Origin of the sequence: Leptospira ognonensis (genome assembly GCF_004770745.1) — a bacterium.
Classification (GTDB): Bacteria; Spirochaetota; Leptospiria; order Leptospirales; family Leptospiraceae; genus Leptospira_A; species Leptospira_A ognonensis.
In genome coordinates this window covers 97,163-122,670 of sequence record NZ_RQGD01000014.1, presented here as the reverse complement: position 1 = coordinate 122,670, position 25,508 = coordinate 97,163, and the positions used below count along the sequence as shown (strand labels likewise).

Annotated in this window: 21 protein-coding genes; 6 read left to right on the top strand and 15 right to left on the bottom strand. The window is 40.9% G+C overall.

The features are described 5' to 3' along the window. Positions 1 to 5: 5 nt before the first annotated feature. From asd to EHQ58_RS04330, 6 genes are all read right to left on the bottom strand, one after another. Positions 6 to 1,061 carry an aspartate-semialdehyde dehydrogenase gene (asd, locus tag EHQ58_RS04355; protein ID WP_135622418.1) on the bottom strand — a complete coding sequence of 352 codons (1,056 nt, stop codon included), beginning with the start codon at positions 1,059 to 1,061 and terminating at the stop codon, positions 6 to 8. A gap of 37 nt (positions 1,062 to 1,098) precedes the next feature. Then, entirely contained in the window at positions 1,099 to 2,637 is a 1,539-nt protein-coding gene (locus EHQ58_RS04350) for a hypothetical protein (protein ID WP_135622413.1), read from the bottom strand. Continuing rightward, positions 2,637 to 4,103 (bottom strand): MBOAT family O-acyltransferase, encoded by a 1,467-nt coding sequence (locus EHQ58_RS04345; RefSeq protein WP_342776213.1) that lies wholly within the window; start codon positions 4,101 to 4,103, stop codon positions 2,637 to 2,639. The genes EHQ58_RS04350 and EHQ58_RS04345 overlap by 1 nt, the downstream gene beginning before the upstream one ends. A gap of 134 nt (positions 4,104 to 4,237) precedes the next feature. Next, positions 4,238 to 4,453: a hypothetical protein gene (locus tag EHQ58_RS04340; protein ID WP_083901925.1), complete on the bottom strand. Its 216-nt coding sequence runs from the start codon at positions 4,451 to 4,453 to the stop codon at positions 4,238 to 4,240. 345 nt (positions 4,454 to 4,798) lie between these two features. Continuing rightward, complete coding sequence (locus EHQ58_RS04335) at positions 4,799 to 5,017, bottom strand: hypothetical protein (RefSeq protein WP_135622407.1); 219 nt, start codon at positions 5,015 to 5,017, stop codon at positions 4,799 to 4,801. A gap of 274 nt (positions 5,018 to 5,291) precedes the next feature. Continuing rightward, positions 5,292 to 5,687 (bottom strand): phosphatidylinositol phospholipase, encoded by a 396-nt coding sequence (locus EHQ58_RS04330; protein WP_135622404.1) that lies wholly within the window; start codon positions 5,685 to 5,687, stop codon positions 5,292 to 5,294. A gap of 27 nt (positions 5,688 to 5,714) precedes the next feature. On the opposite strand from EHQ58_RS04330, the gene EHQ58_RS04325 reads away from it, so the two are divergent. Continuing rightward, positions 5,715 to 5,972, top strand: a complete 258-nt coding sequence (locus tag EHQ58_RS04325) for a hypothetical protein (protein ID WP_135622401.1) — start codon at positions 5,715 to 5,717, stop codon at positions 5,970 to 5,972. A gap of 233 nt (positions 5,973 to 6,205) precedes the next feature. Here the strand turns inward: EHQ58_RS04325 and EHQ58_RS04320 are convergent, their stop codons facing one another. Beyond that, complete coding sequence (locus tag EHQ58_RS04320) at positions 6,206 to 7,213, bottom strand: hypothetical protein (RefSeq protein ID WP_135622398.1); 1,008 nt, start codon at positions 7,211 to 7,213, stop codon at positions 6,206 to 6,208. A gap of 6 nt (positions 7,214 to 7,219) precedes the next feature. Continuing rightward, a complete protein-coding gene (locus tag EHQ58_RS04315) occupies positions 7,220 to 8,581 on the bottom strand; it encodes a helix-turn-helix domain-containing protein (RefSeq protein ID WP_167883530.1) in 1,362 nt (453 codons plus the stop codon). 199 nt (positions 8,582 to 8,780) lie between these two features. On the opposite strand from EHQ58_RS04315, the gene EHQ58_RS04310 reads away from it, so the two are divergent. From EHQ58_RS04310 to EHQ58_RS04295, 4 genes are all read left to right on the top strand, one after another. Beyond that, entirely contained in the window at positions 8,781 to 9,533 is a 753-nt protein-coding gene (locus tag EHQ58_RS04310) for a ParA family protein (protein WP_135622389.1), read from the top strand. Beyond that, positions 9,517 to 10,344 (top strand): ParB/RepB/Spo0J family partition protein, encoded by an 828-nt coding sequence (locus EHQ58_RS04305; protein WP_135622385.1) that lies wholly within the window; start codon positions 9,517 to 9,519, stop codon positions 10,342 to 10,344. The genes EHQ58_RS04310 and EHQ58_RS04305 overlap by 17 nt, the downstream gene beginning before the upstream one ends. Before the next feature lie 339 nt (positions 10,345 to 10,683). Next, on the top strand, positions 10,684 to 11,601 hold the full coding sequence (locus tag EHQ58_RS04300) for a helix-turn-helix domain-containing protein (RefSeq protein ID WP_135622381.1): 918 nt from the start codon (positions 10,684 to 10,686) through the stop codon (positions 11,599 to 11,601). Positions 11,602 to 11,651: 50 nt separating this feature from the next. Next, on the top strand, positions 11,652 to 14,162 hold the full coding sequence (locus EHQ58_RS04295) for a discoidin domain-containing protein (RefSeq protein WP_135622378.1): 2,511 nt from the start codon (positions 11,652 to 11,654) through the stop codon (positions 14,160 to 14,162). Here the strand turns inward: EHQ58_RS04295 and EHQ58_RS04290 are convergent. Next, positions 14,148 to 14,984: a 1,4-dihydroxy-6-naphtoate synthase gene (locus tag EHQ58_RS04290; RefSeq protein WP_135622374.1), complete on the bottom strand. Its 837-nt coding sequence runs from the start codon at positions 14,982 to 14,984 to the stop codon at positions 14,148 to 14,150. The genes EHQ58_RS04295 and EHQ58_RS04290 overlap by 15 nt on opposite strands. Continuing rightward, complete coding sequence (locus tag EHQ58_RS04285) at positions 14,981 to 16,177, bottom strand: AZOBR_p60025 family cell surface glycopolymer formation protein (RefSeq protein ID WP_246047128.1); 1,197 nt, start codon at positions 16,175 to 16,177, stop codon at positions 14,981 to 14,983. Before EHQ58_RS04285 ends, EHQ58_RS04290 begins: the two co-directional genes overlap by 4 nt. Before the next feature lie 88 nt (positions 16,178 to 16,265). On the opposite strand from EHQ58_RS04285, the gene EHQ58_RS04280 reads away from it, so the two are divergent. After that, positions 16,266 to 17,078, top strand: coding sequence for a hypothetical protein (locus EHQ58_RS04280; protein WP_135622371.1), 813 nt, complete (start codon positions 16,266 to 16,268; stop codon positions 17,076 to 17,078). On the opposite strand, the gene EHQ58_RS04275 is transcribed toward EHQ58_RS04280, so the two are convergent. From EHQ58_RS04275 to batA, 5 genes are all read right to left on the bottom strand, one after another. Continuing rightward, positions 17,065 to 19,389: an ATP-binding protein gene (locus tag EHQ58_RS04275; RefSeq protein WP_135622368.1), complete on the bottom strand. Its 2,325-nt coding sequence runs from the start codon at positions 19,387 to 19,389 to the stop codon at positions 17,065 to 17,067. The genes EHQ58_RS04280 and EHQ58_RS04275 overlap by 14 nt on opposite strands. A 66-nt stretch (positions 19,390 to 19,455) precedes the next feature. Further along, positions 19,456 to 21,291, bottom strand: a complete 1,836-nt coding sequence (htpG, locus tag EHQ58_RS04270) for a molecular chaperone HtpG (protein WP_135622365.1) — start codon at positions 21,289 to 21,291, stop codon at positions 19,456 to 19,458. Positions 21,292 to 21,302: 11 nt separating this feature from the next. After that, positions 21,303 to 22,907: a BatD family protein gene (locus EHQ58_RS04265; protein ID WP_135622362.1), complete on the bottom strand. Its 1,605-nt coding sequence runs from the start codon at positions 22,905 to 22,907 to the stop codon at positions 21,303 to 21,305. Further along, positions 22,891 to 24,552: a VWA domain-containing protein BatB gene (batB, locus tag EHQ58_RS04260; protein ID WP_135622359.1), complete on the bottom strand. Its 1,662-nt coding sequence runs from the start codon at positions 24,550 to 24,552 to the stop codon at positions 22,891 to 22,893. The genes EHQ58_RS04265 and batB overlap by 17 nt, the downstream gene beginning before the upstream one ends. Next, positions 24,552 to 25,508 (bottom strand): VWA domain-containing protein BatA, encoded by a 957-nt coding sequence (gene batA, locus EHQ58_RS04255; RefSeq protein WP_135622356.1) that lies wholly within the window; start codon positions 25,506 to 25,508, stop codon positions 24,552 to 24,554. Before batA ends, batB begins: the two co-directional genes overlap by 1 nt.

Here is a 25,508-nt window from a genome sequence, read left to right as displayed (position 1 = left end):
TTGATTTATCCCTTTGGGATGAGACCCTTTTGATAAAGTAACTCGGCATTCAAGAGGGCAGCACCTGCAGCACCTCTGATCGTGTTATGCGAGAGCACAACCCACTTCCAATCCAAAATAGAATCTTCGCGAAGTCTTCCTACTACAGTTGACATACCTCTACCAGTTTCCAGATCCAATCTTGGTTGCGGGCGATCGTTCTCTTCGCGATATACGATGGTCTGCTCAGGAGCGAGAGGAAGCTTCATCTTCTGCGGCTCTCCTGCAAACTCTTTCCAAGCTGCTAGAATATCATTTTTACTTGGCTTCTTTTTGAACTTAGCACTGACACAAACGGTATGACCGTCAAACACCGGCACTCGATTGCAATGAGCGGAAATTTTAAAATCCGCATGTTTGATTTTACCATTTTCTACAGTTCCTAAACACTTCTGTGGCTCTTCTTCTGCTTTATCCTCTTCCCCGCTAATATAAGGAACTACATTGCCAAGTATGTCCATCGTTGGAACACCCGGATAACCTGCGCCAGAAATCGCCTGCATGGAAAAGAGCATGACTGACTCTAAACCAAACTTGTCAAATAATGGCTTTAGAGAAATGGTCACACCCATGATCGTACAGTTCGAGTTAGTAATGATTTTTCCACTCGTGCTTTGAGATTTCAAAACCTCAAGATGATCCGCATTTACTTCTGCAGAAAGGAGAGGTACGTTTGGTACCATTCTATGATTTTTTGAATTTGAGATTACGATGACACCAGCATTTGCATATTCTGTCTCCACCTCACCAGCGATTGACGAATCAAGACCACTAAATACTAAGCTAACGCCCATTGTATCAGCTGGTTTCGGAAGCGAAATCATAATACCTTTCGCATAATCGGGTATATCAGATGAAATCTTCCATTTTGACTTCATAACTTCACCATACGATTGCCCCGCACTTCGTTCAGAAGCTGCCAGATGGGAGACTGTGAAGAATGGATGATTTTCCAGTAGCTGTATAAATCTTTGGCCTACGGAACCTGTGGCTCCTAGGACCCCAACCTTGATTTTTTCCATAAAATTCCTTAACTATTCGTAAGGTCTAAAAAAGAGGCTATTTAGAAAAGAGATTTACGATCTCCTTTGCATAAATCGGATTCATTTGCTCCATTCCTGGATAGGTAAAGTGATGGAAGTCGGAAAATCCTTGCATGGGGAGATCGTGACGCATATCGGAAACGTGTACGCTTTGTGATGCAAGGGAGCCAAGAAATTTCAAATAACCCTCATACCAATCCGAGTTCTCATACCAAGATAAAGACAGTGGATTTTCTGGGTTATTCACTATGAGCAAGGGAATTCCCTTGGCTTCAAAAATCTGGGAAATTTTTTTCAAATATGCGAAATGGAAGACGGGTCGAAATTTTTCCTTCGCAATTCGCTTTTTAGCCTTTTCCAATGCGACCAAATATCCAATGCCAGGCCGTAGCTCTAATCCTTCTAACAAGCGATAATAAAAATAAGATTCATACTGCGCATCATCCATGCTTATATACCGAAAGTCTTCGCTTCGCTTTGGTCGACTGTACTGCTCATTTTTCGGAGGCGAAGCGAGGCCAAAAGTCTGCTGCAATCGCACACCCATGGGATCTAAATGATAATCTAGATATGCCCCCATTGCCGAATTGGCATACCAAACACTTGAAAGTTCTGCCGTTACCATTTCTTTAAAATCAAAAAACCTCGGTTCCAGAAAGACCTGTTTCCAGCCCGAGGAATCAAACGTAACGACTTGTTTTCTTCCAGAATCAGTAGTAAAAACGAGCTCCACCTTGCCTTCTCGCAAAAGGAACGGAGTGATCTCAAGCCAAATCCCTTCCTTTCCCACCTTCATTTTTTCAATAGGGTAGAATGAAAATTTTTTACCAGTCCAGCCTAAGGCATTGATTCCTTCCGGAATATTCACGCCCATATAGGCATGGTAACTTGTATTTCTGCCAAACCTATGGTTGTAAATATTTTGCAAATTCGTGAGATAAAAATCCTGATCCTTATAAAAAGAGAAAAGTCCCGCGAAAAAATATTTTGCCTTTTCGGCCATGTCCATGGAACTACCAACTTCGCTCAGAGTCTCCCAAGGGAATACCCATAGAGATTGAGGCGCTTCGGCAAAGGACAATGCATCCCTATTGAGAATCTGTTCATCCACATCCTCATTTTTTCCCTCCGGGAACATTACATAGGTTCGATGAAGCCGATAGTCGATAAAATTAATAGGATACACAACTAAATCTGGTTTAAGCGGGAACAACCAGCCTAAAAGCAAATATACATACAAGGGGCTATTCCCAGCATATGCGAGGTATATGATTTCATAATCGATACCGGTACGAACCTTCAATTCAGCTGACAATAGTTCTGCGGAAATTGAATAATAGGCAATTGAGCTACCCAATACTAAGATGCGGGGCTTCGTTTTTTCCGTTCGGCTAATTCGTTGGTATTCGTACAAGAAATTGAAAAAGTGATTCGTATTCCAGGGTGATTCATTGGGAAGTAAGTATTGCCCTGTTCGGAAGAATGCCCAATCGAATAAAAAAAGGCTCACAACGAAGGAGAGGATCAGAATGATATTTGTTTTATATTTATTCATCAAAATACAAAATAAACGAATGGCAAACTATTTCCAGACATCAGTACGACAGCAATAAAACCCAATGAAAATAGGGCTCCAAGGAACATATACCTTACGGGCGTTTGTTTTCTTGATTTGTCTCGTTCCAATTTAGACCATCGTTTCACATACCGATCCCCTAATATATGACCAAGCACAATGGCAAGTAAACACCAAATTGTTACCATTTCCTGGGTGTAAGAGATCGAAATATCGCCATTTTTGATAAAAAGGCCCTGTAGATAGCACAGGGAATCACTAAATTTTGTGCTTCGGAAGAATATCCACAAAAGGGAAACAGAAACAAAAGTGAATAACCAGGATCCTATCCCGACAAAAATTCGTGCCCATTTTCCTTCGAGCCAAACTTTCCAATACTTTGACATTTGGAGTAGGTCCTTTATCCCTTTTTCTAGTGATAAAAGTATACCATGACCAAGTCCCCAAACGATGAAATTCCAATTTGCCCCGTGCCACAATCCGCCAAGCAACATTACGATCATTAGGTTCCTATACGTGCGCAATCCGCCATGCCTGTTCCCGCCTATCGGTATATAGAGATAACTTTTCAACCAACTCGATAAAGAGATATGCCAGCGCCGCCAGAAATCGGAAAACCCTCGAGCTAGATAGGGCATTCGAAAATTTTCAGGCAACCGGAACCCGAATATAAGTGCCGATCCAAGGGCAATATCCGTATACCCAGAAAAATCACAATAAATCTGCCCCGTATAGGAGAGAAGACCCAACCATAGAAATTTTCGGTCCACGTCCATTATATGGGAAAAGGAAAAATCGGCGGTGATTGCTAAGTGGTCCGCAAGAACCGACTTCTTAAAAGCACCCAAAAGGAGGAGGAATAGGGCCATTTTCAGATTTAACGGAGAGATGGGTTTCATCCGTCGGATTTGGGGCAGAAACACCTTTGCCTGCACGATAGGACCTGCCACGAGCTGAGGGAAAAAGGAGAGATAAAACAAATAGTAGAAAAAATTTCGCTCAGGAGGCAGAATGCCACGGTAAATATCGACAATATAGGAAATCGACTGAAAGATATAGAAAGATATCCCGACAGGCAATACCAAACGCAAAATCTCAATGTGAGCTTCCATTCCAAGTAAGTGGATGAGGCCAACAAGACTTTCTTCGAAAAAACCTAAATATTTAAATGCAATAAGAACACCTAAGTTATTGGCTAGAGACAGAGCCAATAGCCACTTCCTATGTTTTCTCGCCCTCTCTTCCTGCATCCACTGAGAAATGGAAAAATCGAAGGCGGCTACCCATACCATGAGCACCAAATATTTGGGATTCCAAGAAGAATAAAACAAAAGACTAAATATAAGCAGTATATACGCCCTAAAAACCACATATATCTGCTTATTAAAGCGCAGTTTTTTGACCAAATAAACAAAGTAGACATTTAGTGGCAAAAAAGACAGCATTAAAAAGACGATAAAGATTACATATAATGGAGTAGTAAAAATCATTAAGTGCCTTATAGTTTACACTTTATCTTGCCTATTATTGGGCATCATTATGCTACTTTTCATCATAAATTCCGCTTTCTCAACAGCACCTAGACGTTGTATTTGCACTTGACTCCGCAGTTGGGACAGGTGCAGGTCACTTCTGCCTTAACCCTTCTCCCTTGAGCCCCTTCTACCTTTCCTACGGCCACAAAATCAAAGACGATTCCCTCTGGAACGAAATGCCCAGAGCCATATTTTGCCGTTCCCTCAATTAAATTCGAGCATGCGTGGCATTTTACACGCAAGCGGATTGTTTCTGCCATGCGGCGAGAGTAGCGCGTAGAGCAGGCAGGCGTAAAGCATTATTCAATACTATGACGGAATCGCATGCGCAGGAAGGCTTCATACACATGTCATAATGGCAGTATTTTGCTGCTTTTGGAGACCTTTTTGCCTCCCGACCTGCTTACAGCATTTCCCTGTTGATTGGAAAGAAAAACCATCCCAAATGGCAAGTTTTCGGCAGTTCCCGCTTTCAATTTCCCTGCCCAAAGTATGTTTCCGCCTCATGCACTGGACGAGCAAGCCCCTAGAAGACTTTCGAACGCAATTGCACATATAGACCAAATAAAACCTAGATATTCTTACGAAGCTCCTTGGGATCCTCCCTAGCTGTCGGAATTTGGACAGTTGGCAATCGTCCACTTTCCGGCATAGGATGGTAATGTTTTTTCCAGAAACCACAGAGTTGGTTTTCGTTTGTGTGCAGAGAGAAGGAAAAGCATGTCTCCCACTTTGGCTATCACCTGTCCCATCGCCAGAACCGCCTTAGAATGGTCTTGCGGCTTTCTGAGGAACGCTCCAAGGAATCGACTGCTTTTCGTCATTGCTACCTAAATGCCAAAAACAATTGCCAACCGGGAGGCATTTGCCAGATCTGCCAGATTTTGTACTAAATGCCCATAAATAAGCATAACTCTGTCTATGTTTTTTGATTTTCTGCCTTTGGCGGTTGAGAAGGAATATAACTGCCTAAATAAAAGCAGTTAAAAGGTTTTCATGTCTATTTCGGGAAAAGCAAAGGAAGGACAGGTTGGGGAGAGGATCTAGTCGTTTGGCCCTGTATGTAGCACAGGGAGAGATGTTGTTTGTGAGAAGCGGTTATTTTTTCAGAGATTTTTTGCTAGAGGCTTTCTTTTTTGGGGCAGACGAGGACTTTTTACCCGATCCTAGCTTTTGGTTGTCTCTAACTTCCCCAGAAGGGTTGGCGGCGTTACTGCCATCATTTCCACCCAAATCAGCGGGTACTCGTCCGTTTCGCTTAACCATATAGATGAAATGTCGGACATATTGTGTAAACGGCTCGGCGATGCTTCTAGGATCGAAGTTCTTGGGATCAGTAAGCAGGAGATTGACCTGTGCCAAAGGGAGATCGTCTTTGCTAGTGGCCATAAGGATCTCGAGTCGTTTGCAGATTTCCGTATCATTGACTTCGATGGAGAGTTTGCGCATGGCGTTGATAAATTTTTGGAAGGCAACTCGCTTTGGCTGAGACATATTTCAAAAAAAGCAAGGAGACCTAGATTGGCAACCGATTTTAAATCGGAAGTTTTGGCACCAGGTTCGTTTTTTTGCGAAAGGGAACTAACTGCCCTCTCAGAGACGCTTCGGCAGTCATTGGCAAAAAGGGAGTCCAAAGCTGTGGCGGTAGAGCCGATTGGTTGTGCCAGGCAATGGCCAGGACGGCGTTTCAAATCAGAGGATTCGATTTTGGCAGACGATTGTGAAACAGCTATGTTCGTTTCTGTCTCGGGCACGACCACTTCCGAGACTACTCCATGAGCAAGTAACACTGGCGTTATAAGTTCGACAGCGGGGAGAACTATCGGCTGGATCTCTGTTTCTGCAAATAGGGTAGCTGGGGAAAGGCATAGAATCCCTAGAGCAAATGCGAAATTGCCCAGCAAGATTCGTGCCAAATTATGTCCATTTCTGAGGAAATTCATAGCTACTTTCCTCAAATGTAAGGTTTTCCACTAAAAACGGAAGCTTTTTTTCTGATTTTTGAGAGATTTTTAACGTTTGTACATCATCGCCCGTGTACGGAGTTTCCATTCCCAAAGTACGATCTCTTGTTCAATTTCAGTCGCTGCCTCCTGCTCTTTGGCAAGCATCGCATAGATCATGCTCGAAATTTCCGAAGAGAAGCCTTTTTCCAGTTCTTTCTCAAAATCCTCGATACGAAATTCCAAAATCAAAACAGAAAGTCGAAATGCTTCATTCAGAGCAACGAGCCTCGGTTTTGCGGTCTCTAGTTCTGGCTTGGAGTATTCATTTTTAATCATCACTTCCAGAAAAGTTCTAATAAAAGAGACATCTTGGGCTACAAGTTTAAAGTCCAAAAGGAGCTGTTTGACTTTGTCCAACTCCATGGTCCGAAGGTGGATCCTTGCCAAGAAAACAGGGTTTTCGCTTTGCATGTTTAAGTTGGAGTTTCTGGCAACATCTGTGGCCCGAACTTTATCATAATCTACAATGCCCTTGCCCGCTTCCCCAAGTTTCGGGTCCACCTTTGGCGCGAGAGATTCGGCCGAGGTGTTGATCCTTTTTTTGATCACTAGAATGTTTAGGCTCGGATAGCGGATTTTGAAGGTGACCATTTCTGATCTCGGGATCTCTTCATCCACTACAAGGAATTGGACCTGGTCTCCCTTCTCCCAGGAATGCATAAGCTCTTCCTTATTCTTAAAATGATAAATGACAACCGGGAGTGCATCGCTTTGACTGCCCGTTCCTAAAAATATCGTTTTGATCTCATTTGAAAAACCATGTTGGTAAGGAATGACCATTTTCCCTGCTTTTACATTCACAAAGGAAAGCTCTCCCAAATGGAAATGTGAGAGATCAAAATCTTCACCAAAAAAACCAACCTTGGGTACAATTGCTACGATTGAATTGTTTTTAGCTCCCTTCGGTACTTCAGGCCCATCCTCTGTAAAAACCACATATGTCATTTTAGAGAGGCGGACTTTTACTAGGAATCCCCCAGCGGTTTTCCTCTCTTCGTAAACGGTATCTTCCATAATGGTTTAAAGTATGCCCAATTGTTTCATTTTATTTTGTAAGGCACCACGCGAAATTCCAAGTGCCTTTGCCATTCGGATCTGATTGCCCGAGAAGATTCTCATTGCATTCAATATCTTCTGCCTTTCTAAAGCTTGAATCCCACTCCGCAAGTCTAAATCTTCCGCGTCAGGAACGCCTAAATTGAGCTTTGAAATGTCCCCTTCCAGCGCCATTTCTTCAATCCTATTTCCCTTCGATTTAAGAATCCCCGAGAGTAAGATGTTCTTCAAATCTGTAAAATGATTCGGGTAGTCCCTCTCAAGAAGAGAACCCAGGGCTGCTGGCTCGAGGTGCATGCCGTTACGATTCTGCTCTTTGGCAAGGTCCTGAAAGAGGGAGAGGATGATGCCTTCCAATTTGTTTTTTTCCAGAAACGTAAACCCTGGAATATGAATTGAATTTTTTTTGAGAAAGCGATCGAATCCCGGCAGAATTTCAAGACCTTCCTCGATCGATTGGAGGAAGAGTATCTGGCAGTGGTGCTCTGAAGATTGGACCCAATCCGATACAATTTTCTGCTGGCCGAGGGTCCATTTTTTTGGTTCCGAAAACACCATGGTTCCGGGAGTCGTCTCCAAAGCCCAGGCAGCCAAAGCTTTCTCTAACTTGCCTAGGTGTTCGGGAATGGATGAGAGAAACAGGCAGGTTTTATTTGAAGCTGTATGGTGGTGAACCCACTTCGCCAGAGTTTTTTTGCCGCTCCCTTGCGGGCCAAAGATAGTCATGATTTTGGACTGCCGAAACAGATCCATTTTTTCCGAAAGACTCGGAACAATCTGCGAGACCAAAGGCGATTTGTCTTCAAAACCTATCTCTGCTATTTGCCCACTGTCTCTCGTTTCCGGTGGGCTCCCATTCTCTCTCTCTTTACTGATTTTCTCTGCAAATAAATAGAGAATGGAATCTAAATTTTGAGTCTCTTCGCCTTCCCATTCCGCGAGCAGAAATCCGACAAATTCCCTCTCCCGACCGGCGCGAATTGCGACGACACTTGCGAAGCCTGGGTCGCAAAAGAGTTCGGTTTCCCGGCTCGTGAATTGTATAGGAGTGATCTGATTTTTAACGCGGTTCCAGCCTGACTCCCCTCTGGCAAGAAAGGAATAATAGAAACCTTCCTCGCCGTAACCGAACGAGGCGGACTCATAAAAGGATTCATCTTCCCAAGACTTTAGTACAACAACTCCAGCTTTGATCCCAAGATTTGTACATAGCTCTGTCCAAGCGGGTGGCAGGATTTTTTCAATCCAAGCTCGCCCAGTGGCACTGGAATATATGGAGGAGCCACTGGTAGTGGTCATGCTATGAAACTGTTTAAATTTAATCACTTTGTCAAGTACGTACCGTTTTGAATGTCGGATGTCCGACATATTTCCAACAGATACTTTTTACTAATTTTTGGTATGTCGGATGTCCGACAATGGAGTGTAGGCAATGAAAAATCTTTTTTTCGTAAATTTTGAAAATTCATTTGCTCCTAGTATTTTCTGAAGAAACCATACCAAAAGAGAAGGATGTAGAGTATCAATGATCACGATAGCAGTTGCAAACCAAAAGGGCGGAGAAGGAAAAACCACTACTTCTCTCAATCTCGCAATGGGTCTTGCTAGAAGAAATTACAAAACCCTTCTCATAGATATGGATCCTCAGGCCAACTCTACGGGCATTTTTGTGAACCCGGAAACGATTGACAAAGACCTTGCTCATCTTTTTCAAAACGCCGCGAAAATCAACGAGGTCATTTTGCCGGCGTATAACGAGTATATGTGGATAGCGCCGTCAAGCATGCGTTTGGCGGAAATGGAGACAGTTTCAGTCAACTCCGTGGAAGCACCTTATATTCTGAGAGATGCTATGCAGTCCCTTGAGAATTTTGATTTTACAATTATTGATTGCCCGCCTTCCCTATCGATCTTCACGGTCAATAGCCTCGTGGCTTCTAATTATGTACTCATCCCCCTCCAGGCAGAAAAATTTTCTATGGATGGAATCGTGGGACTGCAGCAGACCATCTCCTCGATTAAAAAGCGAATCAACCCCGACCTAGAAATATTGGGGGCACTCATCACCCAACTCAAACCGCAAACTTTGCTGACAAAAACCATCCTGCCTGTACTTGGAAAATACTTCCGGATTTTTGATCATACCATTTCTGACGGTGTCGCCATTGGGGAGAGCCACTTAGCAAAAAAATCTGTTTTCGATTACAATCGAACCTCTCGGCAGTCACAAGAATATGAAGGATTTTTAGAGGAGGTTCTACGTGAGCTTAAAAAGTAAAAGGCTCGGCACTCTCGCCGACATCTACCAATCCGAGAACTTAGATGGTACGATTCGCACGATCCGTATTGAAAAAATTGAACCTGCAGAAAACCAGCCAAGACAAGAGAGAAAAAAGGGGATTGATGAATTGGCTGCTTCCCTCCGCGCTGATGGCCTCTTGCAGCCGATCGTCGTCTCAAAAGGAAAAGGCGAGGACCACTACCGAATCATCGCAGGAGAGAGACGTTACCACGCGGCTAGGTCCTTGGGATGGCAGGAAATTGAATGTAAAATCCTAGACCGACCCGAAAAAGAGATCTACAAGCTTGCGGTCATAGAAAACTTACAGCGAGAAAATTTATCCCCTTATGAAGAGGTGGACGCCCTTCTCTTTCTCAAAAATGCACATAGCTATACAGACGCTGAGCTCGGGGATCTATTCGGGAAAAGCCGTAGTTATATGTCAGAGGTTTTGTCTATTGCCGGCATGGAAAAGGCAGATTTAGTGACCTGTCGGTCCTATGGCATTCAAAATAAGAACCTCCTTGTCCAAGCAGCTCAAGCAGCAAAAAAAGGGTCTCTTGTAAATTTCTTGGAAATGTTCAGCAAAGGGGAATTGAAGACCGTCCGGGATGCCAAGGATTTTAACAAAAAAACCAAAGACTCTGCGGCACCTACTCTGGGCAGAAGGATCCCAGCCCAATACAAATTGAAACGTTCCGGAAATTCGATTGTCATACAGTCTGAGGATGAAATTTTACTGGGAGAAATGCTGAAATATCTAAGAAAAGAGCTTTCAAAAAAATTCGGAGATTCGGCCACTACCTAAACAAGTACTTGCTTGTCAAGTACTGAGTAAAAAAAACAGACCCCACTGGGCAAAAAAGCCTGTACAAACTTGACAGTCTTTGCGTTTTGCCTACAATGTGACATAATATAGTAAACGAACTTTAAGTACTACGTTCCCATCAAAATATAAAACGGGACGCTGGGAAATCCACATCTTTATCGAGAGATAAAAAAAATCCCCTGGAATCAGGGGACCGGGTTTTCCCGAAGGAATGTTGTTGGATGAGACATAATTAACATTATGTCAAATAAAGTCAACTCCTTCGTAAAATTTGCTTAGAATTAGTTTGTTTTTTGCGCATATTTTACAGGAGGCCGGATGAGTGACTACCATCCTTATATCCGCTTGATGACGGACATCATCGATTCGGGCGTCTGGGCAAATTTGTCCAGCGCTGCGAAGACTCTATACCCTGTGCTTTTGAAATTTAGTGATTCAAAGTTTAAGCCGGTTTGGCCTGGGACAGAAATGCTTTTGAAGCTCACGGGCTTTAAAACCAAAAAATCCATCGTGCAAGCGAAAAAGGAGCTCACCCAAGCGGGACTTCTCTATCAAGTACCAGGCAACGGGAAAACTGCCACAAGATACCACTTTTCTTTCCACTACGAGGGATCCAAAATTACCCCTCTGGGGGATATAAACATACCTCGGGGTGGGGGATTTTTGTCCCAGCAGGAGGGGGATAAAAACAGCGATGGGAGGGGTGCCTCCATACCCCCTAACCATATTAATATAACTATATCCAATACAAACCAATCGGAGCCCTTGGGCAAAACGGAGAAAAGGGAAGAGTCCACCACCACCAGCGCATCCAATCTGGAACAACTCATTGGCCTCTTTGGGTCGGACATTGCCTTCGACGCCTACTCCCAAGCCCGCTCTCTTTCTCTAGAAAAAGACATGCCCTACCTACTCGGGGTGTGCAAAGAAAAAGTAAGGCAAAAGTCAAAAGTGCTGAATTATGAGCAGAAAAAGCAAGAGGAAGTAATGGTCACACACCCCGCTTCTTGGATGGGGTTTTTAGACTGGGCAGGCCAACAACTTTCGCAAACGACTTGGAAGGAGTTAGAGCAGATCGATATCGTCATTGACGGGAAGGTACTACTTGTGCGGTCTCCTGTCACTGGGTTTGCCAAACAAATCATCTCCAAGTATTTTACTGAAAAAGTTAAACCCACCCTCGTGGTTCTTTTTCAAGAGCAAGAAGAAGTCTCTCGCCTGAGTGAAATTCGATAGACTAAAGAGAAAAATAGGAATTTTTGGAAGGAAGTTAAACGTATTATAGCATGAAAGAAAACCTGATCCGGGTCAGTCACCCCTACTCCCTACCGATCCGTTCTGTTAAGACAACAGGACAATACGAAGTCAAAAATGATGAGTTTATTTCCTTTTTTGAGGAAAGGGACTCCGTGGGCCTTTCTTCGATTGTATTCGAATTTGAAGAGCCAGTTTTTTTTAATGGGATCGAGCTCCTTCCCGGCAAAGAAGGGTTAGATTATTTTCCAGATTCCTTCCGCTTTGAATTATCTCATGATGGAAAGTATTGGGAACCCATTTTACAAGAATCGGCATTTCGGAAATCTTTTAAGACTTCTGCTAAATGGCTTTTTTCGCTGACGAGCGCTCGTTATGTGAAATTTGTCTCAAAAATTTCGCGCAAAGCAAATAACGGTAGAAACCGTATTAATTTTGGCAATCTAAAATTGCTCATCACTGGGGTAACAAACATCCAAGCGAGCTCCGAATTGGACCGTCTATGGGTAAAAGAAAACCTGATCGATACGCGACCTGACTATGGTTGGTCATCGAAGAAAAAAGAAGAGCCAGAAGATGAATACCTGATCTTTGATTTAGGTAGCGTAAACCGAATGGAAGAAATTCGGATGCTCACTAAAAATGATCCGAATACAAATTTTCCGGAACGTTTTATCGCTTATTATAGCGAAGATGATCTGACATGGCATCAATTGCATGAAGAAAATAATTTTCTTTCCGAAGCCGGTACTTGGTACAAATGGCGCGTATCTCCCGTTAATCTACGATTTTTGAAACTGGTTTTTTTACAGGAAAAGCAGCAAAACAAAAAGGAATACGTAACAGAGATCATCGAAATCGAATTTTTTTCAAGTCCTGATAAAAAAGATTCAGGTGGGCCTATCAGAGAGCCTCTTCCTTACGCATCCGTATTACGATCAGGCATCATTCGATTGGCAGTGGACGGAGAAGTCAAAGAAGGTGTGGTCGTCCAATCTAACGACCGCAGGCTCAGAGACGCATCCACAGAATACCGAGGAATTGTTGAGCTTGCAAGCGATGGAGAAGAGAAACCTGGTGTTGTCGTACAAGGAAATGATAAGCGTTTAAAAATTGCGAGTGAGCTAACTCACGGTCTCGTGCGTTTGGGGAGATCAGGGGAAGCGAGACCTGGTCTAGTGGTACAATCAGACGATGAAAGATTACGAATCGCAACAACGGAACATGCAGGTATCGTTGAACTGGCAGAAGATGGTGAGACTCGTCCTGGAGTCGTTGTGCAAGGAAATGACTCACGGTTGAAGCTAGCTACCAAAAAATCGCATGGACTTGTCCAATTGGCAGAACTCGGGGAAGTTGCCATAGATAAAGTTGTTACTGGTGATGATCCTAGATTAAAAGATGCGACCGCGACCGCAAAAGGTATCGTCAAGCTTTCCCTAAATGGTGCAGAAGAGCCGGATACTGTTGTACAAGCCAATGACAAAAGATTAAAACATGGGACTACGGAAGGTTATGGAATTGTCCAATTAGCACACTCAGGCGAAAATAAACCCGGAGTGGTCGTTCAGGGAAATGACAAACGTATACAACCAGCTGATTTCGAGAAGGCGGGAATTGTCGTGCTTTCCAAACTCGGTGAAAATACATCGGGGAAAGTGGTAACGGCAGATGATCCAAGACTAAGTGATATGCGAGCTCCCGTTGCACATACACATGATTATGCGGAGAAGTTGCATAGTTTTGATTCGCATACCGGGTTACTAAGAATTACAGCAGAAACAAGTTCTCCTTCCAAGGGACACGTTCCACCTGTTGCAAATGACGCGATCGTCTTTGCTAAAAATACAGGAGAAGGAACAGGTGTGGTTGGGATAGGGAACGCAACCGGTCTTGTTGGATTTTCAGAAAAACTTGGGATCCTTGGTATTTCTAAGTCAAAGGACCCTTTGCAGAATGCGGGTGTTCTTGGCGTGGGAACGGGTGCTGCTGGTGGACATTTTGTATCTCAGTCGAGTTATGCGGTATTTGCAAACGGCATGGGAATCCAAGAAAAAGAGTGGCTTGGTTCGGGGAAAGCGATACATGCGCTAGGCGACTCTTTATACGAAGGCAATGTCCGTCTTTCTAAGGATGGTCAGGAAGAGTGTATCGCGAGATTTTTTCGACTCGATCAGAAAGATGTGGTTACACCTGGGGATTTGCTTGTCGGGACTGAGGAATCAAATGTACTTTCCCGCTCAAAACACCCCTACTCTACCAATGTCATTGGAGTTTGTGTCGGAAGTGCGAATTTAATTTTTGGAAAAGAAAGCAAAGGCATGGAATATGCGCTTGTTGCCTTTTTAGGATTGGCAAAGCTCCATGTGGACGCATCACAAGGTTCTATCATTCCTGGGGATCTTCTGGTATCGGGACTTGCCTCTGGGCATGCAATTAAAGCGGATCCAAATAAATTAAAACCAGGAATGCTTGTAGCAAAAGCCTTGGAGCCAATCCGAAAGGACAAGGGAACGATCTTATGCCTATTAGCTCTCTCCTAGAAAGAGAGGGAGCTTAGAATGGCTTTCATTAAGAAAGCCAGCTTTGATAGCCTTTTCGCGCAAGTAAAGAATGGCCTTATGGCCTTCGTCGCCTAAGGATTTGGTAAACTCGTTTACATAAAGGTTAATATGTGACCGGATCACGGCATCATCTTTATTCTGAGAATTTTCTTTGATGTAGCGATACATTGCGTCAGAATCGGTGTAGGCCATCTCCAAACTTTTTTGTAAAGACCGTTGGAAAGCAAGTGCGGCACTCCTTTCCATATTTCTTCGAATCGCAATCGCACCCAGCGGAATCGGAAGTCCCGATGAGCTCTCCCACCACTCCCCGAGATCGATCACTTTTTCTAATCCTCGACTCTCAAATGTAAATCTTTCTTCGTGGATGATGATCCCGAGATCGGATTCGCCGGACAAGAGTTTTGGAATGATGAAATCGTATCTGACCGGAATCGGTTCGTGCGTCCCTTCCGTGTAAAGAGATAACAATAGATTGGCGGTTGTGAGTAAGCCAGGGACTAATATTTGTTTACAGGAAGTAAGATTCGCAGAGCTACCCTTTTTTCTAACAACCATTGGTCCGCACCCTCTTCCGAGCGCTGATCCTGTTTCAAGTAAAATGTAATTTTCAATCACTGAAAAATAGGCAGCAAATGAGATTTTTGTAACAGGATATTTTCCAAGTTTCGCAAATTCATTAAGATTCTCTACATCCCAAAGCTCTTCGGATACACTTTCATAATTCGGTACTTTACCGTGAACGAGATGATAAAACAAGAATGTGTCGTTCGGGCAAGGGCTGTATGCAATAGATATCATGGCGATAAATAGTATCCTTTTGCTTTAGTAATAAAAACGATTCGAAGGATTAAGAATATAAATAAGGCGAAGCTAGAATACCGAAAAAAGATAAGGTAGAGGGTATCTTTTTTTGCGCCGAGAAGAATCGCGAGTGGCAAGGAGAGTGTGAACATTCTTGATAAATTGTCAAAGGAGCGCCAATAACCTTCTTCTGCTATAAATATAATTCCGAGGCTCGCAAGGATCGGGAGGAGATACAACAGTATGCTTTGGCTCAAATGAGTGCCTATGATTTGGTTTCTGCTTTCTGAATAAAAAAAACTAACAGAGAAGATTGAAAGGGCGATCCATTGGAGAAAAAGAAGAATCTTAACACTTTCTTTCAAGGAGAGATGGAATATACCCCCATCGAAAAAACTTTTAAAAAAACCAAATAAAGGGTAATCTATCATATCGCCGAAACCAAGAGGATTCGTTCCTAAGTGGGCAGGAGAAACGGATCTTGTCCAAATTAAAAAACCTAGAAAAAATAAGGCTGGCAAAGAGTATGCAAGCGCTAGACGAGGATTCCTCTTTGAAATGTAGAAAATGATAATCGGGACTGCTAAAAAAATACCTATCTCGCGCGTAAAGATTGCAAAGGTCAAAAGAAAAAGAATCGCGGCCGCATTTGATTTTCTGTGGATGAGAAATATAACGATGACAATAAGTGACGTAAAAAATCCATCGGCAACTAATAGTAAGTGCGAATTCAGTGAATAAGGAGAAAAAAGATAAAATAAAGATAACCATTTTTTTGATTCTGGTAGGAGGTCATAAAGACAAGCAACGGATAGAAGAAAAATAACCATCGGCAGGAGAAAGGCTATGATCGGATAATGTGTAAAGCCAAGTAGGGCTGCTGGGAATCCAACGAAGAAAGTAAAACCGATTCGATGCAGGCGGAAAAAATAAGAATCTACAATCAACTCCCAGTCAAGATCAGAAAACATGGATTTGGCGAGGAAATAGAAAAATTGCCCATCATACCCACCCTCTTTATAGATCACAAACCCAGGTTCAACAATTCCAGGATTGATTTCTGCAAATCCTTCCCATAATCCGATGAGTGCGGAAAATTCGTTTTGATAAGGGTGGACTTTCGCCCATACCAGCATGCAGGTAAGCAGGCTGAAAATTAGAAGGGAAAGTGCAATCCAAAGGTATCTCACACCTCAATTTTAAAAAAATTCAGGAGGATGCAAGGAATTTCTCTGGATGTTCCATCCCTTTCCTTAAACTTGTGTTCAGTTTCCCAAAATGAAAGAAGTTCTAGTAACTATTCAAAGCGTTTACCAGTATTTAGAAAAGCTTGGTCCGAAAAAATCGTTTCAGATTTTGAAAAACCTAGGCTATGAAAAACTATTATCTCTTACGGGCAAGGTTCCCAAGGAACGACTCATAGTCCTGACGCAAAAGTTGAGTGAAAATACGGTCGTTGAGCTCGTAAATCAGATTCCAGAGCGTGTACTGGTGGAGATGATCAGGGAAAACTCCGATGAGGATTTAGTCTACTTTATACATTCCTTGCCGATGAGTGATTTAGCGCTCATTTCGCGTAGCATTCCGCCTGCAGATGTTAGTTTGCTCGCGCAAACCCTGGGAAGAGAAACAAGTATTGAAATTTTAAAAACACTTGGTATCGCTAAATCAATTTCATTGCTGAAAGAAATTCCAATGGAAGATTTTCTCTGGTTAGTAAAGGAAACAGATGTCCCTTCACTACTTGCATTGGTTAGCGTGATGTCAGTTAATGATTGTAAAAAATGGATTAAGACGAGAGGCATTGAAGAACTGCCTATCATTGTAAAATTTTTCGGTGTTGAAAATACACTCTCAATCTTTGCGAAACTCGGCATCACAATGGCATTAGAACTTTTGAATTTACTTGGCACGCGTGAAATGTTAGAGCTCTCACAATTAATATCAACAATGCATCTGGATCCAAAAAAATTGCCAGATTTACATTTGATCAAAGAGAAAATAGAAAAAGTTTCTAAAGCTGTAAAGAAGACAAAACCTAAGAAATCGATACCAAAGAAAAAATCAAAGAAGGTTTCTAAGAAGAAGTAACGACTTTTGGTATGACAACTCGAAATGTACTCCCCTCCCCTAATTTACTTTCGACGAAAATTTCTCCTCCCATTTTTTCCACAAGGGATTTAACAATGGAAAGACCGAGGCCTGTGCCACCTATCCTTTTGTTATCTGCTGATGGTATTCGAAAGAAACGGTCGAAGATTTGATTTTTAAAATTCGGATCAATCCCAATACCAGTGTCTTTAACTGTTAAATCAATGTGATTGGCATTTTCGCTTAAGATTATCGAAACCTTTCCTTTCAGCGTATACTTTAAAGCATTGACATATAAATTCGTTACAATTTGAGAAAATTCAAAACGAATGCCTCTTATGAACAAACCCTTCTTGAGAGATAACTCCCATTCAATGCTTTTCCCCTTTGCCAAATGTGAATTCATATGTATGACATCCTCAATGACGGGAACAGGATCAAAAATTTCGACGACATCGTCTTTCTCGTCTTTTTCTCTTGAAGTGGTGAGTTTTAACATGTTCTCAATTAAAAAACTCAAGCGCTTTGCATTTTTATCGATTACCTCGAGCATATTTTTATGTTCTGTCGTGTACGGCAGTGCTGTATCCGTTTTAAAAAATTCAAGATAACCACGAATGTTGGTCATCGGACTTCTCAGCTCATGACTTACGTTTGAAATAAATTCATGTTGCAGTCGTTCTTGCTCTTTACGATCCAGATTTGGTCGAAATTGGACTTGATATCTTTTTTTCGGAGAAAGTAGGATCGAAGCAAAACTTAAATCTACGCCAATGGTAGATCCATCTTTTAAAAGAATATCAATATCTGGAAGGGAGAGCATAGTATCTTGAGATAGATCGGTGCCAAATTTTAATTGCGGTGCAATTTGTTCGCTGATGATGATGTCTTCTATGGTAAGTTTGGTGAGATCACCGCGAGTATAACCTGTTAAGTTCCTAAATTGGTGGTTGCCTTCTAAAATATTGCCGGTATCTGCATCTACGAGAGCAATCGCCTCACGAGAAAATTCAAATAAGTATCTATATTTCTCTTCGGAATATTGTAAATCGACTGCCGATCTATCTAGTTTGATCTCAAGGATGGAAATTAAATTCTCTAATTCAGCAATTTCCTCTCTTTGCAATTCAAGCGTGGCATTAAATGAGTCTATCATTGCGTTTACTAAAACCTTAACTCGATTGTCTAGAAGAAGAGTCTCGTCTGTATTTAGTCGAGATTGAAATTTGCCTTGAAGGATATCGAGAGCTACTGAATTTAAATCAACGATCAAATGACGTACTGCATTTAGTTTTCGATAATTGATAAGAGATGGTGTATGTTGTTGTTTGGCACCCCCTTCTTGAAAGCTTGAGAGCTTTCTGACATCGAAAAGTTTTTTAGGCTCAAGTGACTCGAGAATTTCTGAAAAATCAAGCAATGGTCTTATAGCATCTGCATCTAACACTCTTCGAATTACGCGGAAATAAGAATCTTTTAAAAGTGGCGCAAGATTATCGGAATTTCCGTCATAAGAATAGACTCCTCGTTTAATGAGAGGATTTGAAAAAATTAGATTCTTTAAGTCAGCGGTTCTTAAATGAGGGAAATATTGGCTAAGATTCAGATCGTCCCAACCTTTCGAATTTGCATTGAGTGAGCTTTCATTAATAAAGTCGATAGCTTTCTTTACTGCAAGCAAAACACCCGAAGCATCTCTCCCCATTTTTTGGATGCATTCTCCACTAAACGCAAGCAAGGTGGATGGTAAAAACTCTTCTGTGTTTATCAAAGGTAAATTGACATCGTCTTTAAAATCGTGATAATTTTTCAGAAATGGACTGAGAAGTTGATCTGAAGCTATTCCTAAGCAAGAAGGTTTTAGAAACTCCTTCTCTTCCAAAAAACTCGGGGTATCCATAAATCGAACTTTAATAGGTGTTTTTGGAGCATACTCTTCAAGAAATTTTTCTGCAAGTAACCGTTCAACCGAGTTATAATGGGGAACGGGTATAAAATAACCTTTGTTACGTGAGATATCTTCCTGGCGAAAGCGAAACCTGGAATAAAATGACATAGGTGATCGATAGAGCATCAAACCTTTGTAGACTCGCTTTAGTTTCGATTTTTTAAGAAAGGATTCCTGAAGATAAGCAATGCTAGGGATTTCTCCCGCTTCAATGCGACCCGCCTCTAGAAGTGCTAAAATGGCTTTATGATGAGTGATGACATGGAGGGTAACATCAGTGTCGAATTCCTCAAAGTAACCCTTCTTGTGGGCGATGACGATGGGTAGACAGGATAGACGGCTGGTAATGCAAATATTGATCACAACTTTCTCTTTGGCAACGATTGCAAATTACTCAATCGTTGCCAAATCTTAATAGAAAGTTGGAAACTAGTTTTTAGAAAGAATTTCCTCTAGAAAGGAAGTAGTCCTTTTGGTATACTCTGCAATGTCATGCTCGTTCATGGCTTTTGCTTGGATTAATGCCAGGTCATATATCAATTGGGCTAGTTTCTTTCCTTTCTCGGAATTGACACCTTCAAACTCGCGTAAGGCGGACTTTACTAATTGCGAATTGCTGTTAATGAGGAGAGTGTGATTTTTTAAGAGATTCATTGAATCATCCTTGTTCATCATCGAGTTCATCTCGCTCATCCTTCTCATAAATTCGGGCATCAATATGACAGCAGGTACATCTGGAGATTTTAAAGCCTCCGCCTTAATTTCAATTCCTTCTCTGTGAACAGTGGTTTTAAAAAATGCTAAAAGCCTATCCGTTTCGGTTTGGTTGTTCGCATCTACTACTCCTGGGCTTGCTTCTTTATCCACGATTTGATCCGCAAGCTCGGCATCCACACGTTGAAATTTCAGATCAGGATTTTTCATTTCCAGATGCTGTATCAAATGGGAATCGATTTTCGAATCAACAAGTATCGCTTCTAGGCCTTGGGATTTGAGTAAGTTCATGTAAACGGAACTCATCTCTGTCTCATTGGCATAATATACTTTACTATTGTTTTTCTCTTTATTTTTTTCAACATATTCATTTAAAGTATAAAAACCAGCTTCTGAATTTTTGAAAATCAATGCATCCTTTACTGCATCAAAGAATTTCTCATCAGTCAGCATCCCATATTTGACAAAGATTGAAATATCACTCCAATTCTTTTGAAATTCTTCTCTATTCTTTTTGAAATCCTCAATCAACCTGTCCCCTACCTTTTTGATGATATGTCCGGATATTTTTTTCACCAGAGGATCATTTTGTAGATAAGACCTTGAAACATTCAGAGGAAGGTCTGGAATGTCGATGGTTCCTTTGAGTATCGTTAGAAACTGCGGTATCAGTTCATTTGCATTGTCACTTACGAAGACATGATTACAGAAAAGTTTGATTCCATTCTTTGATGCTTCAAGTTCATGAGTAAGTTTTGGAAAATAAAGTATGCCTTGGAGTCGGAATGGGAAATCAACATTTAGGTGGATGTGAAATAAGGATTCTCCAGAAAACGGGAAAAGATAAGAATAAAAATCCTTATACTCTTCCGGTTTGATCTTTGAAGGCTCCTCAGACCAAAGGGGTTTCTCGCGGTTTGCTTTTTCGGTATCCACAAAAATAGGAACGGGTAAAAAGTCACAATACTTCTTTATGAGATCCTTTAACTTCCATTTGTCGAGGTATTCGCCGGACTCTGAATCAAGATAGAGTGAAATTTTAGTTCCTCGCGTATCTTTTTCGATACTTGAAATTGAAAAATCAGTTCCGGATTCACTTTCCCATAATACTGCTTTCTCTCCTTTTTTATAAGACTTTGTTTCAATAGTTACTCTTTGAGAAACCATAAAACATGAATAGAAACCAAGCCCGAAATGGCCAATGATCTCGGCTTTGTTTTCATTGTTTTGGTAATGTTTTGCAAAATCTGTAGCACCCGAGAATGCAATTTGATTGATATATTTTTTAACTTCTTCCGAAGTCATTCCAATCCCATTGTCCTCGAAGACTAAAATTCTTTTATCTTTATCAAAGCTTAAATCAATTCGGTAGTCCGTGCCGCCTTCAAACTCTTCCGAAAGCGAAACTTTTTTTAATTTGCTTACCGCATCACAGGCATTTGAAACGAGTTCTCGGATGAAAATATCTTTTTCTGAATACAGCCATTTTTTGATGATGGGGAATATATTTTCCGTTTCTACGCTGATCTTACCTTTTTCTTGTGTTGTCATAATTTTCTCCTTTAGTTAAGTAAATTTTTAGATATACTGACAAGCGTTTGCCTGTCTTTTTTGCTACAATAATTGAATATTTTAACCCAACTTTCATTTTGAAACGCCATGGACAATTCTGCGACAGTTGAAGCATCTGCCTCATGTATCCCATGTCTCAAGAGATAATCTTTTAAGATATCTCCTTTTTTGGATCCGACCTTTTCACTCAATCGTTCCATGCTTTCCTTGATAAGATTTTGATAAACGTAAAGTTTAACACCAAAAATTAGTGCTATAAATATAATCGTACCTGTGGCAATCCATAGTACGATTTTCCAAACTCCATTCCATTCTTTTGTTTTTTCTATTTTATTTGACGAGGTATACTCCCTTTTCGGTCGAATGAAAATTTCAAATGGGGACGCGTTTTTTTTGAGATAAGAATTCTTTTTTGGTGAAAAATAGGCAATTGATCCCATAGGAAATTCTCGTTTCCCCTCTAGTTTAGATTGGAAGCTATAAAAAAATTCAACAACGGAGTAAAATCCATATTCGCCTTCTGGGAGTTTGCGAAACACTTTTGACTTCTCTTTTCTTAATAGATAAAATTCTCCTTTTACCTTTGCATTTTTTAAATCCAAGGGATCTTCGATACCCATGCCTGCTCCAGATCCAAACACTCGGATGGAAAAATAGTGCGTCTCTCCAAGATAAATTTCTGCTGTTTTGGCATGAAGGGAAATGTCATATTCGCCGATTGCACCGTTAAAATTTGCGGGTGCTCCGCTCGGAAGCGGTAAAACAGATACTGATCCTTTCGTGACAGGTATCACCTCATTCGTACCTCCAAATCTCATACTATCACCAACGATGAAATTTGTTGCTCCAACAGAGTAATTTCCCACCTTCATCGGAGTGAGGCCATAGATTTCCTTTAGATATACAAGTGTGTTCCTACTTAACCCGTTATGATTGACGATAGGCTCTATTTGTACTGTAACTTGACTTAAAGTTTCAGATAAAAAGAATGGAAAGGATATCGATTGGTTCGGATCTCTTTCAAGAAAAGGTTGTTTTAAACCATTATAATATAGTACATAATAACCAACAATAGGTTCTCCCAAGTAGCATACCTTTTTGCTTGTGTGGAAGACGACCTCAGGTTGGGAGTATGCTTCATTGGACTGACTCGGATCTCCGAAGAACTGATCAAAAATATTTGGTGGAGGCTGTAGCTTTTGCGATTTGGTTTTCTGGGTCACCTCAATGAATATTTCTGAGGACTCTATGATTTGATTGTCCACAGAAACCCTAATCGTTGGTATTTTATGTCGTCCCATTTTGTTGCTTGAGATTTGGTATTTAAGGATATGTCGTTTGGTGACTTTAAAATTTATAATCTGAGTTTCGAAGGAGTCACCAATATAATATACTTGGACATCTTTGTTATCATAACTTTGTTCTATCGGTTTTATATTTCCTTCTCCGCTTAAGATTACATCTAAGATAAGAATTTCGCCAGTTGGTAAGGAGTTTCCGTTAAGTATGAACTCAACGTTATGTGGCAAAAGCGAGTTTGTAAATAAGAACAAAGATAAAAAATAGAATGAGAGTGCCTTACCAGAATTTGTCATTGTCTCGGTTCCCGCCCTCGTTTGATTTTTTTCTAAGTATAGAATCGGGAGAAAAATTTTCCATCATACGATCGGCATTCTCTTTCTCGGTTTCCTTATTTTTAGATTGTTGAGGGTTTTCTTTCTTTTCGCTTGGAGAAAGGTTTCTTTTTTTCGTTTGGTCGGATTGATTCTCTGAGGATTTTTGATTCGGTGAGTTTTGTTTCTTATGCAAAAGTTCTAAATTCTTTTTTGCGCCCTCATGATCGGGGTTTACGGAAAGAGTTTCCTCATAGAACTTTTGAGCAGACTTTAAATCTTTGAGTTTAAAATATGCATTTCCGTTGTTGTAGAGTGCCTTGGCTTTTGTTTCCTTCCCAATTTTGGGATCTTCAATGACGGCATTATTTTTTTCAATGGCATCCTTATATTTTCCAAGTTGAAAATCACTGTCAGCCTGATTGAATTTTAATCTAGAATCATCGGAAAAATATGGTTCCGCTTCTTTAAACTTTGCATCCGATTCTTGGAATTTTTTTTCTTCAAATAATTTGACACCCTCCTCCACTCGATTCCCGCCTGGGTCAAGTTCCCATGCAGAAAGATCACTACTATAACCGAAAGATAAAAGGAAAACCAAAAGGAGTATTCTTTTGGCAAAATAGAAAAAGCGCAGAAATCGCTCAGAAAAAAGAAAGAGAACAGAAAGGATTAAAAAAACACTCGCTCCTTCTTCCTTTCGTATTTTTTGGAGGAGAACGATTTGATTCTTTTTCATGTCTGCTATTTTGTCGAGCAATCGATAGGCACCTAATGATTCGTAACTTATATTATAATATTCACCGGAATTATCCTCTGCCAATGTCTTCAAACGAGTTTCATCTATTGTAGATATGATAACATCTTCTGATTTTTCATCTGTTGTTAATCCACCACTCTTTGTCACGAAGCCAGAGCTTTTTGAATTTTCGTCACCAAAATAGATTGTACCACCTTCCTGTGTTCCAATCCCCCAAACTTGAACGGCTGCCTCTATTTTGGGATAAACAAGTGTTTCATGATCTTCCCCATCAGAAATGATCACTGCGATACGATTTTTTAATACTTTTCCAGATGATAGAATCTCATTGGCCTTGCCTATCGATTTAGAAAGATCAGTACCTTTTCTACCCACCATATCAACTCCCAGAGCATTTACATAATCTGAGAAGGCTGATATGTCACTTGTCATAGGACAAAAGGAAAAGGCACCTCCTGCGAAAACAAGTAAACCGACTCGATTTCCAGACAATTCAGGTGCAATGCGAATGAGTATATCTTGGACTCTCTTGAGTCGGGAGGATGCAACATCAGTGGCATTCATGGAAAGGCTTACATCTACTAAAAAGAGAATATCCACGGAATTTTGAGATTCTGATAACTCTGCCTCATTTGCTTTCGTCTGGAATAAGGCAAGGTAGCCAAAAACCAAAGAGGAGATTAAAAGGACGGAAGCAATCGTATAGATAATTAAATTTGGAATCGGAAATCTGTTTTTAAGCCCTTTTTCGCGGTTTGTCAGTTTACGTGCATTGAAAAGAAATATGAATTTATATGCGATTGCGAGAAGCGCAAAAAACACCGAAAAATAAAAGAGAATATAATAATATGAATCTATTGGTTCCATTAGAGCATCTCACGAAGTGGGTAGATTTTAAGAATACTATCAAGTAGCATAAAGAAAAAAAACCAGACTAAGTAGTTCGGAAAAAAGGTTTGAGAAAGTTGGATAGGTTTTCGTGGCACTGGGTCTTTTTCCAAGCTATCTATTTCTAGCAAAACTTCCTTTAGGTCATCAGGAGATTCTGCACGATAAAACTTACCTCCTGTCTCCTCGGAGATTGATTTTAACGAATCATAATTGATTTCATATTGTCCCTGTTCTTTCCCTATTCCGATGGAGTATACTTTGATTTTATAAGTTTTCGTAGCAAAGGATGCGGAGAGTGGATCAATCCTTCCGGTGTTTGAAACTCCATCTGTCAATAGAATGATCACCTTGGATTTTGCCTTTGAATTTTTTAATCTGTAAGTGGATAGCATCAATGCATCGCCTATGGCTGTTCCTTGTTCCTCGATGCTCGTATCACTTGCTTCATCAATAAGTTCTATCAAAGCATTTCTGTCGCTGGTGAGCGGGGATTGAAGATAGGCAGCACCAGCAAATAGAACAAGGCCTAGCCGATCTTCATTTCTTTTTGCAATGAATTCTTTTAACAATGCCTTCGATACCGTTAAACGGTTATTTGGCAGAAAATCATAGCTATTTACCATCGAGCCTGAAATGTCCAAGGCAACTACGATATCAACACCCTTTGTTTCGTCGGGGATAAAATTGAATTTTTGACCCGGTCCCGCTGCCGCATATATTAGAAATGCTAATCCGATATATACCAAAGAACCTGATAAAAATTGAAAAAACCTTTTTGATATCGAGTAAAAATGAATCGGTTTTTTCTTTTCAAATCGATCCCAATTGCCTGTCAGGCGGATGTCAATATTATTTGTCCAAATTGCATATGCATACATAGCAAGCAGCGGCAAATACAAAAATAAAATAAAAGGTCTCTGATATGAATCCAT